The organism is Streptomyces sp. NPDC030245, assembly GCF_055572995.1.
Window position 1 is genome coordinate 149,536 of the sequence record NZ_JBVICF010000016.1, and the last position, 17,816, is coordinate 167,351.

Here is a 17,816-nt window from a genome sequence, read left to right on the forward strand (position 1 = left end):
CGCGTAGAGTCCATCGCGATCAACCCCCACCGACGGATCGCGACGATGCGAGCCGAGCGAGAGGCACGGACCCACCCCCATGAGCACCACCGCCGAATCCGAAGGCGCCCTCGAGACGCGCGGCCTTGAGCCCGTCCCGGACGCCGAGCGCACGGGCAAGACCCGCGAACTCTTCCCCACGTGGGTCGCGGCCAACATCAGCGTCCTGCTGCTCACCATGGGCGCCGGTCTGATCGTGTCCAACGGCCTGAACTTCTGGCAGGTCCTGGTCGTCGCGCTCGTCTCGCCCCTGCTGAGCTACGGCATGGTCGGCCTGATCTCCGTCGCCGGCAAGCGCGGCGGCTCGCCGGGCATGACGCTCTCGCGCGCGGTCTTCGGCCAGCGCGGCAACCTCTTCCCGGGCGCCCTGATCTGGGTGGCCCGCTGGGGCTGGGAGACGATCAACGCGGTCACGGGCGCGTACGCGATCATCACGGTCCTGGACATCTGCTTCGGTGTGAAGTCGAGCACCTGGCTGACCGTCGTCACGCTTGTCGCCTTCGTCACCTGCACGTTCCTGATCAGCGGCCTCGGCCGGAAGATCCTGCACATTTGCAGCACCTGGTCGACGTACGCCTTCGGCGCGTTCAGCGTGCTCGTGCTCGTCTACCTCCTCGCCGAGACCGACTGGTCCGCCGTCTTCGACAAGCCCGCGGGCTCCACCGCGATGATGGTCGCGGGCGTCGGCACCATCGCGGCGGGCGGCATCAGCTGGGTCCCCACCGGCCCCGACTTCACCCGCTACCTGCCGCGCAACGCCTCCAACAAGCCGCTGGTCGGCCACGCCATCGGCGGCGCCGGAATCGTCGTCGTGCCGATGGTCCTGATGGGTGCCGTCATGGCGGTCTCCGACCCCAAGCTCTCCTCGGCGCAGGACCCGGTCTCCTTCCTCGGCGAGCTGCTGCCGATGTGGATCGCCGTGCCGTACCTGCTGATGGCCCTCATCGGCATGCTGCTGATCAACTCGATGTCGATGTACTCCGCGGGCTTCACCGCCATGACGCTCGGCATCAAGGTCCCCCGCGCGTGGGCCGTCAGCGTGAACGCGATCATCAGCCTGATCTTCGGCTACATCCTGATGAACGTGGCGACGAGCTTCATGGGCTCGTTCATCTCCTTCCTCACCCTCCTCGCGGTCGCGTTCTCCGCCTGGATCGGCGTCTTCGGCATCGACATGCTGCGCCGCAAGACGTACGACGGCGAGGCCCTGATGGACACCAAGCGCACCAGCGCCTACTGGTACAAGGCCGGCTTCGCCTGGCAGGCCATGACGGCGTGGGCGATCGCCCTGGTGGTGGGCCTGCTCTTCACCAAGGTCGACTGGTTCAGCGGCCCGCTCGCCACGTCCTGGCCCGGCCGCCACGGCCTGGGCTGGCTGATCACGATCATCGTCGCCGCCGTGCTGTACGCGGTCCTGCCGAAGTCGCCGCTGGTGGAGAAGGACGCGGCGGCCGGCAAGGGCGGGGACGACACCGAGCTGGTCTCCGCCTGATCCTCGCCAACTTCCGTATGGGGTGACTCAACTCCCGTACGAGGGTATCCATCTGATTTCGCGTCAGCTAACGTCCCCCTTCGCCGCCCACGCACGGTGAAGGGGGACGTTTCCATGCCCGCCACAGTCGTACGTTTCAACCTCGTCGATCCCGCGGCGACGCCCGCCTCGCTGAGTGAGCGCTATCGCACCGCCCTGGAGATGGCCGCGTACGCGGACGACCGCGGCATCTCCACGGTCCAGACGGAGGAGCACCACGGCGCGGAGAACAACTGGATCTCCTCGCCCTTCACGTTCGCGGGCGCGGTCTTCGGCGCCACCCGGCGCATCTCGGTGACGGTGTCCGCGGTCATCGGGCCGCTGCACGACCCGCTGCGGCTCGCCGAGGACATCGCCGTACTCGACCTGCTGAGCGCGGGCCGTCTGGTCACGGTGGCGGGGATCGGCTACCGGCCGGAGGAGTACGAGCAGGCGGGGGTCGACTGGCGAAGCCGCGGAAAGCTCCAGGACGAGCTCTTGGAGACGCTGCTCAAGGCGTGGACCGGCGAGCCCTTCGACTTCCGCGGCCGCACGGTGCGCGTCACGCCGCGCCCCTTCACCCGGCCCCACCCGCTGCTGCTGGTCGGCGGCTCCTCGAAGGCGGCGGCCCGGCGGGCGGCCCGGCTCGGCCTGCCGTTCTTTCCGAGCGCCCACCTGCCGGACCTCGAGGCGTACTACAACGAACAGCTCGCGGCGCACGGCACCGAGGGCTGGACGATGATGCCCGCCGCCGAGACCCATCTGCTGCACATCGCCGACGACCCGGACGACACCTGGGCCAAGCACGGCGAGCACTTCCTGCACGAGGCCCGTACGTATGCCTCCTGGCAGTCCCGCGACATCCGCTCGGCGGTGAAGTCGGCGGCCACCACGGTGGAGGAGCTGCGCGCCGAGGGGGTCTACCGGATCCTGACGCCCGACGAGTGCGTGGCGTACGCGAAGGGCGGCGCCGAGAGCCTCATCCTGCATCCGCTCTCCGGCGGCATGCCCGTCGACGAGGGCTGGCGCAGCCTGCACCACTTCTGCGAAAACGTACTGCCCCGGCTGAAGGACAAGTGAGCACGAGTCCTTCGGCCGGGGCAGCTTCCTGAAGAGGAGGGGGCAGCGGGGGTTTAGCCCATCTCCTCCAGGGCCTTGCCCTTCGTCTCCTTGACGAACTTCATGACGAAGGGGATCGAGATCGCGGCGAAGGCGCCGTAGATGATGTACGAGCCGGTCAGGGACCACTCGGACATGCTCGGGAAGGTCTTGGTGATCGCGAAGTTGGCGAGCCACTGGGCGGAGGCGGCCACACCGAGCGCGGCGGCGCGGATGCGGTTCGGGAAGATCTCGCCGAGCAGCACCCAGACGACCACACCCCAGGACAGGGCGAAGAAGAGCACGAAGGCGTTGGCGGCGATGATCGCGGTCAGGCCCTGCGCGTTCGGCAGCGAGACGCTGTCACCGGAGCCGGTCTTGTACGAGAACGCCCACGCCATGGTGAACAGGGCCGCCGCCATGCCCGCGGAGCCGATGATGGCGAGGGGCTTGCGGCCGATGCGGTCGACGAAGATCATCGCGATGACCGTGCCGACGATGTTCACGATCGACGTCTCGAACGAGTACAGGAACGAGCTGGACGGGTCCTTGCCGATCGACTGCCACAGCTGGTTCGAGTAGTAGAAGATCACGTTGATGCCGACGAGCTGCTGGAAGACCGAGAGCCCGATGCCGATCCACACGATCGGCAGGAAGCCGACCTTGCCGAGCAGGTCCTTGAAGGACGGCTTGTGCTCGCGGTGCAGGCCACGCTCGATCTCGTCGACGCGGGCGTCCAGGTCGATGGAGGTGCCCTCGACCTCGCCGAGGACCTTCTTGGCCTCGGAGTGGCGTCCCGCCGAGATCAGGAAGCGCGGCGACTCCGGGATGATGAAGGACAGCAGGCCGTAGAGCAGCGCCGGGACGACCATGACGCCGAGCATCCACTGCCAGGCCTCCAGGCCCGCCAGCTTGCCGCGCTGGTCGCCGTCGGCCATGTTCAGGATGCCCCAGTTGACCAGCTGGGAGACGGCGATGCCGATGACGATGGCCGCCTGCTGGAACGAGGCGAGCCGGCCGCGGTAGGCGGGCGGGGCGACCTCGGCGATGTACGCCGGGCCGATCACCGAGGCCATGCCGATGCCGATGCCGCCGATGAGCCGCCACATCGTGAGGTCCCAGGCCGCGAAGGGCAGGGCCGAGCCGACGGCGCTGGCCGCGAAGAGGACGGCGGCGATCTGCATGCAGCGGATGCGGCCGATGCGGTCGGCGATGCGTCCGGCGACCGCGGCACCGACGGCGCAGCCGAGGAGTGCGGTGGCGATGATCCAGCCGAGCATGTTGGCGTCGACGTCGAAGCGGTGCTGGATGGCGACGGTCGCGCCGTTGATCACCGAACTGTCGTAGCCGAAGAGGAAGCCACCCATCGCGGCGGCCGCCGTAATGAAGATGACATGGCCGAGATGGTCCGGGTGGGCCTCTCTGGCTCCGGACTGGGGCGCCTGCGATGTGCTGGTCACGTGTACTCCTCGGGCCACCGGCAGCGCTGCCGGGGGTGGGGGCGAGCTCTTCAAGTGGCGCACAACTTCGCGCCGCCCACCACCTGAAGGTAAAAGCAACGTTGCAGAGACTATGCCTTCAAGTTTCGAAGTCAATAGGTGGGCTGCTGTGAGTTTGCGGGCACTCTGAGGCCGCTTGTGTTCAAGTCTTGAAGTTCTGAAGGGTGGGCTAGCGGAGGCGCTGGCTGATGACCTTGGAGACGCCGTCACCCTGCATCGAGACGCCGTACAGCGCGTCGGCGACCTCCATCGTGCGCTTCTGGTGCGTGATCACGATGAGCTGCGAGGCCTCCTGGAGCTCCTGCATGATGCGGATGAGCCGCTGGAGGTTGGTGTCGTCGAGGGCCGCCTCGACCTCGTCCATCACGTAGAACGGGCTGGGCCGCGCCTTGAAGATCGAGACGAGCAGCGCCACGGCCGTCAGCGAACGCTCGCCGCCCGACAGCAGCGAGAGCCTCTTGACCTTCTTGCCCGGCGGCCGGGCCTCGACGTCGATGCCCGTGGTGAGCATGTTGTCGGGGTCGGTCAGGACGAGCCGCCCCTCACCGCCCGGGAAGAGCCGCGAGAAGACACCCTCGAACTCCCGCGCCGTGTCGTAGTAGGCCTCCGTGAAGACCTGCTCGACGCGTTCGTCGACCTCCTTCACCACCTGGAGGAGGTCGGTCCGTGTCTTCTTCAGGTCTTCGAGCTGCTCGCTCAGGAACTTGTGGCGCTCCTCCAGCGCCGCGAACTCCTCAAGGGCCAGCGGATTCACTTTTCCGAGCTGCTGATACGCCCGTTCGGCTGACCTGAGCCGCTTCTCCTGCTCCGCGCGGACGAACGGCACCGGCTGGTTGCGCGGATGCTCCGGGTCGTCGGGCAGCTCCTCCCCGTCGGCGGGGGGCGAGGGCGGCACGGGCTGATCGGGGCCGTAGTCGGCGACGAGTCCCGCCGGTTCCACACCGAGTTCCTCCAGCGCCTTGGTCTCCAGCTGCTCGATCCGCAGCCTCTTCTCAGCCCCTAGTACCTCGCCGCGGTGAACGTAATCCGTCAGTTTGTCGAGTTCGGCCTTGAGGTCGCGGCCCCGGCCGCGCTCGGCGGCCAGCTCCCGCTCCCGCACCTCCTTGGCGCGCTCGGCGGCGGTCCGCTCCTCCTGCGCGCGTACGAGGGAGACCTCGACGTGGGCGAGCAGCTGACGCCCGCCGGACGCGACGGCCTCGGCGACCGCCGCCTCGTGGCGCAGCCGCGCCCTGCGCCGCTCGGCACGCGCGCGTGCCTCGCGCTCGGCCCGCACGGCGCGGTCGAGGGAGTCGGCGCGGCCCGCGAGGGCCTTCACCCGCTCCTCGTGCGTACGGGCCTGGAGCCTGGCCTCCATCTCGGTCTGCCGGGCGTTGGCGCCGTCGGCGGCGAGCCGGTCCCGCACGGAGGTGTCGGGCTCCTCGTCCGCACCGGACGGGGACGCCTCCTCGGCGACGGCGAGCCGCTCGGCGAGCTCCTCGGCCTCCTCGACGGCCTTGTCCAGCGCGTCCTGGGCCTTCGCCGCGGCCGCGGTGCTGCGCTCGGCCTCGCCCGCGGCGCCCCGCGCCTGCCCGGCGAGCCTCCCCAACTGCTGTGCCACGGAAGACTTCTCGCGGTCGGCGGCCCTGCGCCGCTCCCCCAACTCCTCGACCAGCGCGGCGCATTCCTTGCGCCGCTCCCCCGCGGCCCGCTGCGCCTCCGCCAACTCCTCGCACTGCGCCGCCAGTTGCTCCAGCTCGGCGGCGGCCTCGTCGACGGACGCCTGCACTTCGAGGAGGCTGGGCGCGCCGGCGGACCCGCCCTGCGCGAAGTGCGCCCCGAGCAGATCCCCTTCGGCGGTGACGGCGGTCAGCTCCGGGTGCGCGTAGACGAGGTCCTCGGCGTCCTCCAGCGTGCCGACGGCGACGATCCCGCGCAGCAGCCGCCGCACCGCGGGCATCAGCTCGTCGGGGCCCCGCACGAGATCGGCGACGTAGGGCGGCCCGCCGGGGCGCTCCTGCCGCACGTCCTCGGGGGCGCCGCCGAGCAGCAGCGCCGCCCGGCCCGCGTCCTGCTTGCGGAGCAGCCGGATGGCGTCGGCGGCCGTGCCGGGCCCGTGCACGGCGACGGCGTCGGCACCGGCGCCGAGCGCGGCCGCGACGGGCACCTCGTAGCCGGGGGCGACGGTGAGCAGGGTGGCGGCGGGGCCGAGCAGGCCGGTGAGCTGGTCCTTGGCGGCGAGCAGCGCGCCGGTGCCGTCCTTGCGGCGCAGACCGAGCGCGAGCGCCTCGTGCCGGGCGGCGACCGCGGCCCGCTTGCGCTCGGCGCCGGTCGCCGCCTCCCGCGCCGCGGTGAGCGCCGCTTCGGCCTCGGCGAGCTCCCGCTTCGCCGCGTCGTGCCGCTCGCCGAGCTCCGCGTCGTCCGCGCCGAGCCCGTCGACCTCGGCCTTGAGCTGCTCGTACTCCTCCTGGGCGGCGACCGCGCGCTCCGCGGCCTCGTCCCGGGCCACGGCGAGCCGGTCGATCTCGGCCTGGGCGGACGCGGCACGCGAGCGGGCCGCGTTGACCTGTCCGGTCAGCCGTGCCAGGCCCTCGCGCCGGTCGGCGATGGCCCGTGCCGCGTCCTTGAGGCGGCGCTCCTCGGCCGCCAGCTGCCGTTCCAGTTCGGCCCGGTGGGCGACCGTGTCCTCCAGGGCGTGCTCGGCGGCCTCCAGGGCGGCTTCGAGCTCGGCCTCCTGTTCGCGGATCCGGGCGGCCTCGCGCTCCATGTCCTCGGGGTCGCGGCCGCGCCGCTCCTCGGGGGGCGCGGCGGTGGCGCTCTTGACCCGGGCCTCCGCCAGCGAGACGGTGCCGCGCACGCGCTCGGCGAGCTGGGACAGCTCGTACCAGGTCTGCTGCGCCCGCTGAAGGCGCGGTGTGAGGCGCCGCACCTCCTCTTCCAGCTGGGCCTCGCGCTGCACGGCGGCCTTCAGCTCGGCCTCGGCGCTGTCCTTGCGCTCCTTGAGCGCGGCCTCGTCGGCGATCTCGGCGTTCAGCGCCGCGCGCAGCCGTACGAGGTCGTCGGCGAGCAGCCGCAGCCGGGCGTCGCGCAGGTCGGCCTGGATGACGGCGGCCCTGCGGGCGACGGCGGCCTGCCGGCCGAGCGGTTTGAGCTGGCGCCGCAGCTCGTCGGTGAGGTCCTGCACGCGCGCGAGGTTGGCCTGCATCGCGTCGAGCTTGCGCAGGGCCTTCTCCTTGCGCTTGCGGTGCTTGAGGACGCCGGCGGCCTCCTCGATGAACGCGCGGCGCCCCATCGGGTCGGCGTGCAGCACCCCGTCGAGCTGCCCCTGGCCGACGATGACGTGCATCTCCCGGCCGATGCCGGAGTCGGAGAGGAGCTCCTGGATGTCGAGGAGGCGGCAGGTGTCGCCGTTGATCTGGTACTCGCTGCCGCCGTTGCGGAACATGATCCGCGTGATGGTGACCTCGGCGTACTCGATGGGCAGGGCGCCGTCGGAGTTGTCGATGGTGAGGGAGACCTCGGCGCGGCCGAGCGGGGGCCGCCCGGTGGTGCCGGCGAAGATGACGTCTTCCATCTTGCCGCCGCGCAGCGACTTGGCGCCCTGCTCGCCCATGACCCAGCTGAGCGCGTCCACGACGTTCGACTTGCCGGAGCCGTTGGGTCCGACGACACAGGTGATGCCCGGTTCGAACTTCAGCGTCGTCGCCGACGCGAAGGACTTGAAGCCGCGCAGGGTCAGGGCCTTGAGATGCACGCCGTCGGACTCTACCTTTCGCTGACAGTTTCACCGATGAAGGTGCAGGGCACATCAGACGGTAAAGAGACCACGGTAAAGAGAGCAGCGTACGCCGGGGCACAGCAGGCCCGAGCCGGGCTCCGGGCAAGAAAGAAGGGACGCCGAAGCGTCCCTTGCAGATCTGGACAGGCGGCTGACACGACAGCCTGACCACTTGCTTAGTACGGGCCGTTGCGGAAAGGCGAGGCCCATGTGCTCGTCATCGGATAGGGATCAGGTGAGCGCAGGCTCCGCCTGGGGTACGTCGATGCTCTCCAGGAGCGATTCGTGAGAAGCGGCAGCCGCCAGCGCGTCGTTCTCCGCCTGGATCCGAACGAGCTCGGATTCCAGGTCCTGGACGCGCTGCTGGAGCCGTCGCATCTCGGCGAGGAGTCGCGGGTCGCTGCCGCCGACGTAACCGAGAAGCGCCTTTGCCATGATGGATGGTCCTCCACACTGAGTGACCGACCGAAGCGGTGTGGGTCGTGAGGGATTCGCACCCGCGGTGCTTGGCACTTGTTGTTTCGCTGGGTCTTGCTGGCCGTTCTCACATGCCAAACAGCTAAGGTGCGCGGGGCTTCCAGAGTCTCACCAAAAAGTTTGACGGTCAACACGATCACGCCCCGTATTGCCGGGCGGCCCGGGGGCGCGCGGCCTCTGAACGGGCGGCGCTGCTACTCCTTCGGGGCCCTGGGGGCGTGGAGATCATCCTTACCCGGGGAGCCTGCCACGGCAAGCCCTTCTTGGCAACCACCAGGCTTTTTCTGCCTCAGGCAGTTGCCCCGGACACACGTCCGGCGCCGTGGCACTCCGTCCCCACCGCGTTCGCGCCGGTCACGGTCAGCGGATGGCGAACGTCTCGTATATGCCACGCGGTGTGTCCCAGATCTCGGTGACACCGTCCACCCGCCCGGGTGTGTCGCCCTCGCGGAGCCAGTCGAGCAGCGCCTGGCAGCCGATCCGGGGCCCCTCGGCGACGACCTGCACGCGGCCGTCCTCCAGATTGAGAGCAAAACCACTCAGGCCGCCGATCTCCAGCGCCTTGGCCCGCGTGAACCAGCGGAATCCCACGGCCTGCACGCGTCCCCGCACCCAGGCGGTGAGTCGCACGTCATCGTTCATGGGTGCACGCTAACCGGCCAATTGCTCTGGGAGCACTTCGTCCCCATCCGTCATCGCGTACAGTCCCGAATCGATGAGCCTCACTCATACGAGTGAGTCACGTTGACCGCAGGACGAAAGGCCAGGAGATGGGACGCCACCGACGCTCCGGCGCCGGCCGCGCCGCCGCCACCCCCGAGGGACACACGGGGACGGTGTCGCACCGCCGCAGGGGCCGCGCCGCCGCCCCGGTGCGCACGGGGCTGCTCGGGGTCTCCGCGGCCGTCGCGATGGGCGCCGTCGCCGTCGCCGCGGGCGTGCTGCCGGGCAGCGACAACTATCGGCTGGGTGGCGGGGGCGAGCCGGGCGAGGTGCGTTCCGCGGCCGTTCCGACCGAGCTGGACGCCCAGGGCGGCTCGGGCGCCGAGGCCGACCGCGGCAAGCCGTCGCCGAGCCGTGGCACCCACCGCTCCGAGACGCCGCGGCCCACCCCCTCCAAGACCGCCCCGAAGCCCTCGAAGAAGCCGTCCGAGGAACCGTCGAAGCAGGCCCCGAAGAAGCCGGCCCCCGCGAAGAAGCCGACGCCGCCCCCGTCCCGTGCGCCCGAGGAGAAGCCGAAGGCTCCCCCGGCGGGCTCGCAGTCGTCGTCCGGCGAGAGCGCCGCGGAGGCCGCGGTGCTCACGCTGGTCAACCAGGAGCGGGCCAAGGCCGGCTGCCGGCCGGTGCGGGCCGACGACCGGCTCGCGGCGCTGGCCGGCGACTTCAGCGCCGACATGGCGGAGCGGGACTTCTTCGACCACACGGACCCGGACGGCGCGACGCCGTGGGACCGCGCGGAGAAGGCCGGCATACCGGACCTGGGCGGCGAGAACATCGCCCGCGGCCAGGCCGACGCCCGGTCCGTGATGGACGCCTGGATGAACAGCGAGGGCCACCGCGCCAACATCCTCAACTGCGACTACAAGACCTTGGGTGTCGGCGTGCACTTCGCACCGGGCGGCCCGTGGTGGACGCAGGACTTCGGCTTCTGAGCCTGCCGGGCAGGCCCGCCCCCGTCGACCCGGGCGCTAACTATTCGAAAGCGCTGTCCGGGCGTATCGTGTGGGCATGGAATCCACCGACCTGGCGTACGACGTGTTCTCCCGGCAGTGTCCGTCGCGGGGCACGCTGGAGCACGTCACCGGACGCTGGGGCGCCCTCACCCTCGGGGCGCTGCACGACGGCACCTTCCGCTTCAACGAGCTGCGCCGCCGCGTCGACGGCGTGAGCGAGAAGATGCTCTCCCAGACCCTGCACGCGCTGGAGCGCGACGGTCTCGTCCACCGCGACGCGCAGCCGACCAACCCGCCGCGCGTGGACTACCGGCTCACCCCGCTGGGACGCGAGGTCGCCGAGCGTCTGCTCGCCCTGATCCGCTGCGTGGAGGACCGGCAGGACGAGGTGCTGCGGGCCCGGGAGCGCTACGACGCGACGCGCGGCGGCCGCTGACAGCGCGGGCAGAAGTAGCTGGACCGGTTCATCCAGGGGCGCCGGCGGATCGGGGTGCCGCAGCGGCGGCACGGCTCGTTCTCCCGGCCGTAGGCGTCCAGCGACCGGTCGAAATAGCCTGATTCACCGTTCACGTTGACGTAGAGGCTGTCGAAGCTGGTGCCGCCGACGGCGAGGGCCGCGTGCATCACGTCCCGTACGTGGCCGAGGAGTTCGGCGGTGCGCGGGCGCGTGAGGGTGCCGGTGGGCCGTTCGTAGTGCAGCTTCGCGCGCCACAGCGCCTCGTCCGCGTAGATGTTGCCGACGCCGCTGATCAGCGACTGGTCGAGCAGCGCCCGCTTGATCGTCGTACGGCGGCGGCGCAGCGCGACGTGGAAGGCTTCGTCGTCGAACGCGTCGTCCAGCGGGTCCCGCGCGATGTGCGCGATGACGTCCGGGAGTCCGTCGGCGGTGTTGTCGTGGAGCGAGAGCCCGCCGAAGGTGCGCTGGTCGACGAAGCGGAGCTCGGTGCCCTGCGCGTCGTCGAAGCGGACGCGGATCCGCAGGTGCTTCTCGTCGGCGGCGTCGTGCGGCTGCACCAGCAGCTGGCCGCTCATGCCCAGATGGGCGAGGACCGACTGCGCGGAGTCGGCGAGCGGCAGCCACAGATACTTGCCGCGCCGCTGCGCGAGCCCGATCCGGTGCCCGGTCAGCCGGTCGCCGAAGTCGGTGCCTCCCGCCACGTGCCGCCGGACCGCACGCGGATGCAGCACCTGCACGTCCGAGACGACCCGTCCGCTGACCCAGCGCTCAAGGCCGCGCCGGACGACTTCGACTTCGGGCAGCTCGGGCACGGGGCTCCTCATCGGGTGTGCGGGGGCGGGGATCGGCAGCGTACCGCGTGACCTGCACGTGAGCCCCCGCGGGACCGAAGTCCCGCGGGGGCTCACGTGGAAAGAAAGGAAAGAAGGTGTCAGGCCGGAGCTGCGTCCGAAGCCGAGGGGGTGTCGGCGGTCCCCTCCGCTTCCGCCGCGGCCTCGGCGGCCTTGGCGCGCTCGTCCGCAGCCGCGCGAATGGCGCGCCAGGCGGACTCGGCGGCCTGCTGCTCCGCTTCCTTTTTGCTGCGGCCGGTGCCGGTGCCGTACGAGACGCCTCCGACGCGGGCGGCAGCAGTGAAGGTCTTCTCGTGGTCGGGGCCGCTCTCCGTGACGAGGTACTCGGGCACGCCGAGGCTCTCCGTCGCGGTGAGCTCCTGGAGGCTGGTCTTCCAGTCCAGGCCCGCGCCCAGGTTCGAGGACTTCTCGATCAGCGGGTCGAAGAGCCGGTGCACCAGCTCACCCGCAGCGTCCAGACCCTGGTCCAGATAGACCGCGCCGATCACCGCTTCAAGGGTGTCGGCGAGGATGGATGCCTTGTCCCGGCCTCCCGTGCCCTCTTCGCCCCGGCCGAGCCGGATGAAGGAGCCGAGTTCGAGGCCGCGGCTGACCTCCGCCAGCGCACGCGAATTGACCACCGCGGCCCGCAACTTGGCCAGCTGGCCTTCGGGCAGGTCGGGGTGGGTGCGGTACAGCGTGTCCGTGACGACGAGGCCGAGCACGGAGTCACCGAGGAACTCCAGACGCTCGTTCGTCGGCAGGCCGCCGTTCTCGTACGCGTACGAACGGTGGGTCAGTGCGCGCACCAGAAGGGCGGACTCGAGCTTGTACCCGAGCCGCCCTTCCAGAAGCGTGTGGGACGAGGCCGTTGTCTCCGCCAATTTCTTGGCGTCTTCCGCCTTCTTGGGGCTAGACACGGTGCCTCTCACCAGCCGCTCAGACCTCGAGGACCTGGCGCTTGTTGTAGGTGCCGCAGCTCGGGCACGCGATGTGCTGCTGCTTGGGCTCCTGGCAACGCTCACACGAAACCAGGGTGGGGACCGCAGCCTTCCACTGCGACCGGCGGTGGCGCGTGTTGCTGCGCGACATCTTCCGCTTCGGAACAGCCACGGCTACTTCTCCTGCTTCTCGTCGACGCCCGCTTCCGCTTCGGCGCCGCTCATCTCGTCCTTCTCGCCGTCCTGGATGGTGCCAGCGAGTCCCTGCAAAGCCGCCCAACGGATGTCGACGGCGTCATGGTGGTGGTCCGGGTCGTCCGCGAGCCGCACCCCGCACTGGGAGCACAGGCCCGGACAGTCTTCCTGGCACACCGGCTGCATCGGCAGTGCGAGCACCACCGCATCACGCAGCACAGGCTCGAGGTCGAACATGCCGTCCTCGAGAAAGAGCCTGCCCTCGTCTTCCTCGGCGTCGTCGGCCGGTTCCGCGGTGCGGCCCCGGTCGTCGGCGTCAGGGTACGAGAACATCTCCTGGAAGTCCGCGTCGAGCTCCAGCTCGAGCGGCTCCAGACACCTTACGCACTCCCCCTCGGCCGTTGCACGGGCGGTGCCTGTGACAAGCACCCCTTCCATGACCGACTCGAGCCGGACCTCCAGCTGGACCGGGGCGCCCTGCGGCACTCCGACGACCCCTTCGATACCGAAGGCGCTCGGCGGGCCGGGCGCCTCGATCTCGCGGGTCACCCGCTGCATGGCACCAGGACGCCGACCCAGCTCGTGTGTGTCGAACACGAGGGGGTTCCGGTGGTCGAGGCGCGTGCTCAGGGCTTCTCCTGCTTTCAAATCCGGGGAGTTCAAGGGGGCCACCGCACTGATGCCGCAAATCAGAGGCTCGGGTGGGCAGCCTGGGTCGCGGACGTATGCGCGACCGAAGAGCCAGGATACTTGACCTTTCGCTCTCGGCCCAATCCGGTCCGGGCGGCCGCTAGCGCCCCTGTTCGTACTGGCGCAGTTGCTCGGCGCTGATCATGGTCGTGTCGAAGAGGCTGGCCTCTTCCAGCGCGGCGGGGGCCTGCGCCGTCGGCGCCTCGTACCGGGGCTGCTCGTAGCCCTGCTGCGGGTAGCCGTACTGATCGTGCTGCTGGTACGCGTACGGGTCCTGCTGGCCGTACGGCTGCTGGTACGCGTACTGGTCCTGCTGCTGGTACCCGTACGGGTCGGGCTGCTGCTGCGGTGGCGCGTAGGGCTGCTGGGGCGGGATCGACGGGGCCTGGGCCGGGGGTGACTGGACCGGCGGCGTCGGGGTCTGGGCCGGCCGCGGCGGTACGGCCTCCGCGGGGCCCGCGAGGTCCGCCAGGTACTCCGCGTCGGTGGTGTGGCCCTGGGTGGCGGTGCCCTCGCCCAGAGTGCCGAGCTCGTCGGCGGGGGCCCGGCCGTGCAGGGTCTGGCGGCCGCGGCCGACGGCTTCGAGGGTCTTGGCGAGGACGGCCTCGAAGGCGGCGAGCTTGGCGTCCACGTACGCGTCGGCGTTGCGGCGCAGGGTCTCGGGATCGTGGCTGCGCTCGGGGGCGTCCTCGTCCTCGTAGCCGTTCTCGTCGAGGCCGGGTCCGGTGCCGAGGAGCTTCTCGCGGCCGCGGCCCACCGAGCCGAGGGTCTTGGTGAGGACGACCTCGAAGTTGGCGAGCTTGCTGTCCACGTAGTCGTCGGCCTCGACGCGGACCTCCTCGGCGGCCTGGCGGGCCTCGGCGAGGATGCGGTCGGCCTCGCCCTGGGAGCGGCGGGCGACCTCGGTGTCGGAGATCAGGGAGCCGCGCTCGGCGTGCGCGGACTCGATGATCCGCTCGGCCTCCTGGCGGGCCTGCTCGACCAGCTGCTCGCGGCCGCCGATGAGCTCCTGGGCCTGGGCGAGGGAGCCCGGCAGGGCCTGGCGCACCTCTTCGAGCATCGAGAGCAGATCGGCGCGGTTGACCACGCACGAGGCCGACATGGGCATGGACCGGGCGCTGCCGACCGCCTGGACGATCTCGTCGATCTTCTTCTGCACGTCCACCGTGTGCTCGCCACTCTCTACAGCTGGTTGGGAGACGGACGGGACGACTGTAAGGCCAGTGGCCGCCCGCCCGACACCGGGTGACGAACTGTCAGCGTCCGTGCGGGTGGGTCACTTCTTGCCCAGGCGTTCGACCAGGGCGTCGTGGACGATCGGCGGCAGCAGGTGCGCCACGTCGCCGCCCCAGGCCGCGACCTCCTTGACCAGCGAGGAGGAGAGGAAGCTGTAGGTGGGGTTGGTCGGGACGAACAGGGTCTCGACGCCCGAGAGGCCGTTGTTCATCTGGGCCATCTGGAGTTCGTAGTCGAAGTCGCTGACCGCGCGGAGGCCCTTGACGATGGCGGGGATGTCGCGCTGCTTGCAGAAGTCGACGAGGAGGCCGTGGAAGGACTCCACCTCCACGTTGCCGAAGTCGGCGGTGACCTGGCGGATCAGTTCGATCCGCTCCTCGATCCCGAAGAGGCCCTTCTTCGACTGGTTGATCATCACCGCGACGTGTACCACGTCGTACAGCTTGGAGGCGCGGGCGATGATGTCGAGGTGTCCATTGGTGATGGGGTCGAAAGACCCCGGACAGACGGCGCGGCGCATCGTGAGTCCCTCGCTCTCCGGTCCGGTCATGGCGCGATCACTGAGTCGTCGCACGTAGAGGCGGCGCGACCGTACCAAAACGTCCCTTCGCCGTAGCGACGGGACCTGAGGGCCTCGAAACCCTCCGGCCAGCCGAAGACACCGCCTCTTGTACTGCGTTCAACGGTGACGAGCGCGTCCTCGGTGAGCCAGCGTTCCGAGCGGAGTGTGAGCAGGATCTCCCGAAGATCGTCATCGGTGACCGCGTACGGCGGGTCGAGGAAGACCAGGTCGTACGGGGTGGTGGGGGCGCCGCCCCGGACGATCTGGGCGGCTTTGCCCGCCCGCACCTCGGCGCCGGGCAGGCCGACCGCCTTCGCGTTCTCGCGGATGGTGCGCGCCGCCCGGGCGTCGGACTCGACGAGCAGGGTGTGGGCGGCGCCGCGGGACAGCGCCTCCAGGCCGACGGCTCCGGAGCCCGCGTACAGGTCGAGGACGCGCGCCCCGTCGAGCGTGCCCTGGAGTGCCTGCCAGGTGGAGAAGAGGCCCTCGCGCGCGCGGTCGGACGTGGGGCGGGTGCCGTTGCCCGGCGGGACGGCCAGGCGGCGTCCGCCGGCCGTGCCGGCGATCACGCGGGTCATCTGATTCCTTCTGGCTGGACGGTGGTCACTCCACGATATGGCGTACGTCCGGGTCAGCCCTTGTCGAGGTACTGCTCGCGCTCCGCGTCGAGGAGGGCGTCCAGGGCGGTGCGCAGGGCGGGCAGGCGCTCCAGGTCGGGGTCGTCGGCGACCACGGTGACCGCCTCCTCGCGGGCGGCGGCGATGACCTCCTCGTCCTCGATGACGGCGAGCATGCGCAGGCTGGAGCGGAGGCCGGACTGGGCCTGGCCGAGGACGTCGCCCTCGCGGCGCTGCTCCAGGTCGATGCGGGACAGCTCGAAGCCGTCGAGTGTGGAGGCGACGGCGCCGAGCCGGCCGCGGGCGGGGCTGGCCTCGGGCATGTCGGTGACCAGGAGGCAGAGGCCGGGGGCCGAGCCGCGGCCGACGCGGCCGCGGAGCTGGTGCAGCTGGGAGACGCCGAAGCGGTCCGCGTCCATGATCACCATGGCGGTGGCGTTCGGGACGTTCACCCCGACTTCGATGACTGTCGTCGCGACGAGGACCTGGGTCTCGCCCGCGGCGAAGCGGCGCATCACCGCGTCCTTGTCGTCGGGCTGCATGCGGCCGTGCAGGACCTCGACCCGCAGCCCCTGGAGGGGGCCGTGCGCCAGCTGCTCGGCGACGTCGAGGACGGCGAGCGGCGGCCGCTTCTCGGCGGTGGCCTCTTCCTCCGCCTTCTTCTTGGCCTTCTTGGGGTCGGCGGCTTCGTCGGCGTCGTCGCCGATGCGGGGGCAGACCACGTACGCCTGGTGGCCGTTCTCCACCTCTTCGCGCACGCGCTCCCAGGCGCGGGCGAGGAAGTGGGGCTTGTCCTGGGCGGGGACGACGTGGCTGGCGATCGGCGAGCGGCCCGCGGGGAGCTGGTCGAGGACGGATGTCTCCAGGTCGCCGAAGACCGTCATCGCGACGGTGCGCGGGATGGGGGTGGCCGTCATGACCAGGAGGTGCGGGGGCTGCTTGCCCTTGCCGCGCAGGGCGTCGCGCTGCTCCACGCCGAAGCGGTGCTGCTCGTCGACGACGACGAGGCCCAGGTCGTGGAACTGGACCTTGTCCTCGATCAGGGCGTGGGTGCCGATGACGATCCCGGCCTCGCCGGTGACGAGGTCGAGCAGGGCCTGGCGGCGGGCGGCCGCGCCCATGGAGCCGGTGAGCAGCGTGACCTTGGTGGCCTGGTCGGCGCCGCCCAGCATGCCGCCCTCGGCCAGCTCGCCCATCATCTCCACGATGGAGCGGTGGTGCTGCTGGGCGAGGACTTCGGTGGGCGCGAGCATCGCGGCCTGCCCGCCCGCGTCCACGACGGCGAGCATGGCGCGCAGGGCGACCATCGTCTTGCCGGAGCCGACCTCTCCCTGAAGGAGGCGGTGCATCGGGTGCTCGGTCGCGAGGTCGTCGAAGATCTCCTTGGAGACCTTCTCCTGGCCCTCGGTGAGCGTGAAGGGCAGCTTGGCGTCGAAGGCGTCGAGGAGGCCGCCGGGCTTCGGCCTGCGGGCGACGGCGGGCAGCTGGGCGTCCGCGAACCGCCGTCGGGCCAGGGCCACCTGGAGCACGAAGGCCTCGTCCCACTTGAGGCGGTCGCGGGCCGCGGCGATGTCCGCCTTGGAGTGCGGCCGGTGGATCTTCAGGAGGGCCTCGGGGAGCGGGATGAGGCCGCGGCCGTCGCGGAGGGCGGGGGGCAGCGGGTCCTCGGCCTCCTGGGCGCTGGGCAGGACCATGTCGACCGACTTGGCGATCTTCCAGGACTCCAGCTTGGCGGTGGCCGGGTAGATCGGCAGCTGGGCGCCGGCCCAGGAACCGACGGTCTCGCCCGCCTCGTCGCCGTCGCCCCTCAGCAGTTCGTACGCCGGGTGGGCGAGCTGCATCTTGCGGTTGAAGACCGACACCTTGCCCGCGAACATCGCGCGGGTGCCGGGGAGCAGGTCCTTGTGCGGCTTGTGGATGCCGCGGCCGAAGAAGACGAGCTGGACCTGACCGCTGCCGTCGGTGATCGTGACCTCGAGGCGCTGGCCACGGCCTCCGTTGAACTTCAGGATGCGTGCGCTCGCGACCTGGGCGACCACCGTGACGTGCTCGTCCAGCGGGAGCTCGGCGAGGCGGGTGAGCTCGCCGCGCTCGGCATAGCGCCGGGGGTAGTGGTGCAGGAGGTCGCCGACCGTGTGCAGGTCGAGGTGCTCGGCCATCACCTTCGCGGTGGCGGGGCCGACCACTTTCTTCAGAGGTTCTTCGAGCGCAGGCACGAGATCCATTGCACACCACGGC

At 70.7% G+C, this 17,816-nt stretch carries 16 protein-coding genes; 4 read left to right on the top strand and 12 right to left on the bottom strand.

Annotation, left to right across the window (positions count from 1 at the left end; all coding sequences use genetic code 11):
- Positions 1-79 precede the first annotated feature (79 nt).
- Positions 80-1,531: a purine-cytosine permease family protein gene (locus ACZ4Z4_RS34715; RefSeq protein WP_468336578.1), complete on the top strand. Its 1,452-nt coding sequence runs from the start codon at positions 80-82 to the stop codon at positions 1,529-1,531.
- 114 nt (positions 1,532-1,645) lie between these two features.
- The gene (locus ACZ4Z4_RS34720; protein WP_468336581.1) at positions 1,646-2,629 is read left to right on the top strand and encodes an LLM class flavin-dependent oxidoreductase; all 984 of its coding nucleotides are present in this window, start codon (positions 1,646-1,648) and stop codon (positions 2,627-2,629) included.
- Between the two features lie 53 nt (positions 2,630-2,682).
- Here the strand turns inward: ACZ4Z4_RS34720 and ACZ4Z4_RS34725 are convergent, their stop codons facing one another.
- From ACZ4Z4_RS34725 to ACZ4Z4_RS34740, 4 genes are all read right to left on the bottom strand, one after another.
- Complete coding sequence (locus ACZ4Z4_RS34725) at positions 2,683-4,107, bottom strand: sugar porter family MFS transporter (RefSeq protein ID WP_468336584.1); 1,425 nt, start codon at positions 4,105-4,107, stop codon at positions 2,683-2,685.
- Between the two features lie 208 nt (positions 4,108-4,315).
- The gene (smc, locus tag ACZ4Z4_RS34730; RefSeq protein ID WP_468336587.1) at positions 4,316-7,876 is read right to left on the bottom strand and encodes a chromosome segregation protein SMC; all 3,561 of its coding nucleotides are present in this window, start codon (positions 7,874-7,876) and stop codon (positions 4,316-4,318) included.
- A 255-nt stretch (positions 7,877-8,131) separates the two neighbouring features.
- Positions 8,132-8,335 (bottom strand): hypothetical protein, encoded by a 204-nt coding sequence (locus ACZ4Z4_RS34735; RefSeq protein WP_098245029.1) that lies wholly within the window; start codon positions 8,333-8,335, stop codon positions 8,132-8,134.
- Between the two features lie 402 nt (positions 8,336-8,737).
- A complete protein-coding gene (locus tag ACZ4Z4_RS34740; protein WP_468336590.1) occupies positions 8,738-9,019 on the bottom strand; it encodes an acylphosphatase in 282 nt (93 codons plus the stop codon).
- 128 nt (positions 9,020-9,147) lie between these two features.
- Here ACZ4Z4_RS34740 and ACZ4Z4_RS34745 point away from each other — a divergent pair, with 128 nt between their 5' ends.
- Together ACZ4Z4_RS34745 and ACZ4Z4_RS34750 are read left to right on the top strand one after the other, a co-directional pair.
- Positions 9,148-10,029: a CAP domain-containing protein gene (locus ACZ4Z4_RS34745; protein ID WP_468336593.1), complete on the top strand. Its 882-nt coding sequence runs from the start codon at positions 9,148-9,150 to the stop codon at positions 10,027-10,029.
- Positions 10,030-10,105: 76 nt separating this feature from the next.
- On the top strand, positions 10,106-10,486 hold the full coding sequence (locus ACZ4Z4_RS34750; RefSeq protein ID WP_468336596.1) for a winged helix-turn-helix transcriptional regulator: 381 nt from the start codon (positions 10,106-10,108) through the stop codon (positions 10,484-10,486).
- On the opposite strand, the gene mutM is transcribed toward ACZ4Z4_RS34750, so the two are convergent.
- The 8 genes from mutM to recG form a co-directional block, all read right to left on the bottom strand.
- Positions 10,459-11,319 (bottom strand): bifunctional DNA-formamidopyrimidine glycosylase/DNA-(apurinic or apyrimidinic site) lyase, encoded by an 861-nt coding sequence (mutM, locus tag ACZ4Z4_RS34755; protein WP_468336599.1) that lies wholly within the window; start codon positions 11,317-11,319, stop codon positions 10,459-10,461. The two genes, ACZ4Z4_RS34750 and mutM, sit on opposite strands and share 28 nt — an antisense overlap.
- A gap of 119 nt (positions 11,320-11,438) precedes the next feature.
- A complete protein-coding gene (gene rnc / locus ACZ4Z4_RS34760) occupies positions 11,439-12,269 on the bottom strand; it encodes a ribonuclease III (RefSeq protein WP_362998121.1) in 831 nt (276 codons plus the stop codon).
- 7 nt (positions 12,270-12,276) lie between these two features.
- Positions 12,277-12,450 (bottom strand): 50S ribosomal protein L32, encoded by a 174-nt coding sequence (gene rpmF / locus ACZ4Z4_RS34765; protein ID WP_026165248.1) that lies wholly within the window; start codon positions 12,448-12,450, stop codon positions 12,277-12,279.
- Positions 12,451-12,452: 2 nt separating this feature from the next.
- Positions 12,453-13,121 carry a YceD family protein gene (locus ACZ4Z4_RS34770; protein WP_468336701.1) on the bottom strand — a complete coding sequence of 223 codons (669 nt, stop codon included), beginning with the start codon at positions 13,119-13,121 and terminating at the stop codon, positions 12,453-12,455.
- Positions 13,122-13,263: 142 nt separating this feature from the next.
- Entirely contained in the window at positions 13,264-14,328 is a 1,065-nt protein-coding gene (locus tag ACZ4Z4_RS34775; protein WP_468336602.1) for a cell division initiation protein, read from the bottom strand.
- Between the two features lie 111 nt (positions 14,329-14,439).
- Positions 14,440-14,919: a pantetheine-phosphate adenylyltransferase gene (gene coaD, locus ACZ4Z4_RS34780; RefSeq protein WP_468336704.1), complete on the bottom strand. Its 480-nt coding sequence runs from the start codon at positions 14,917-14,919 to the stop codon at positions 14,440-14,442.
- A gap of 26 nt (positions 14,920-14,945) precedes the next feature.
- Positions 14,946-15,539, bottom strand: a complete 594-nt coding sequence (rsmD, locus tag ACZ4Z4_RS34785) for a 16S rRNA (guanine(966)-N(2))-methyltransferase RsmD (protein WP_468336605.1) — start codon at positions 15,537-15,539, stop codon at positions 14,946-14,948.
- A gap of 53 nt (positions 15,540-15,592) precedes the next feature.
- Complete coding sequence (gene recG / locus ACZ4Z4_RS34790; protein ID WP_468336608.1) at positions 15,593-17,803, bottom strand: ATP-dependent DNA helicase RecG; 2,211 nt, start codon at positions 17,801-17,803, stop codon at positions 15,593-15,595.
- Positions 17,804-17,816 lie beyond the last annotated feature (13 nt).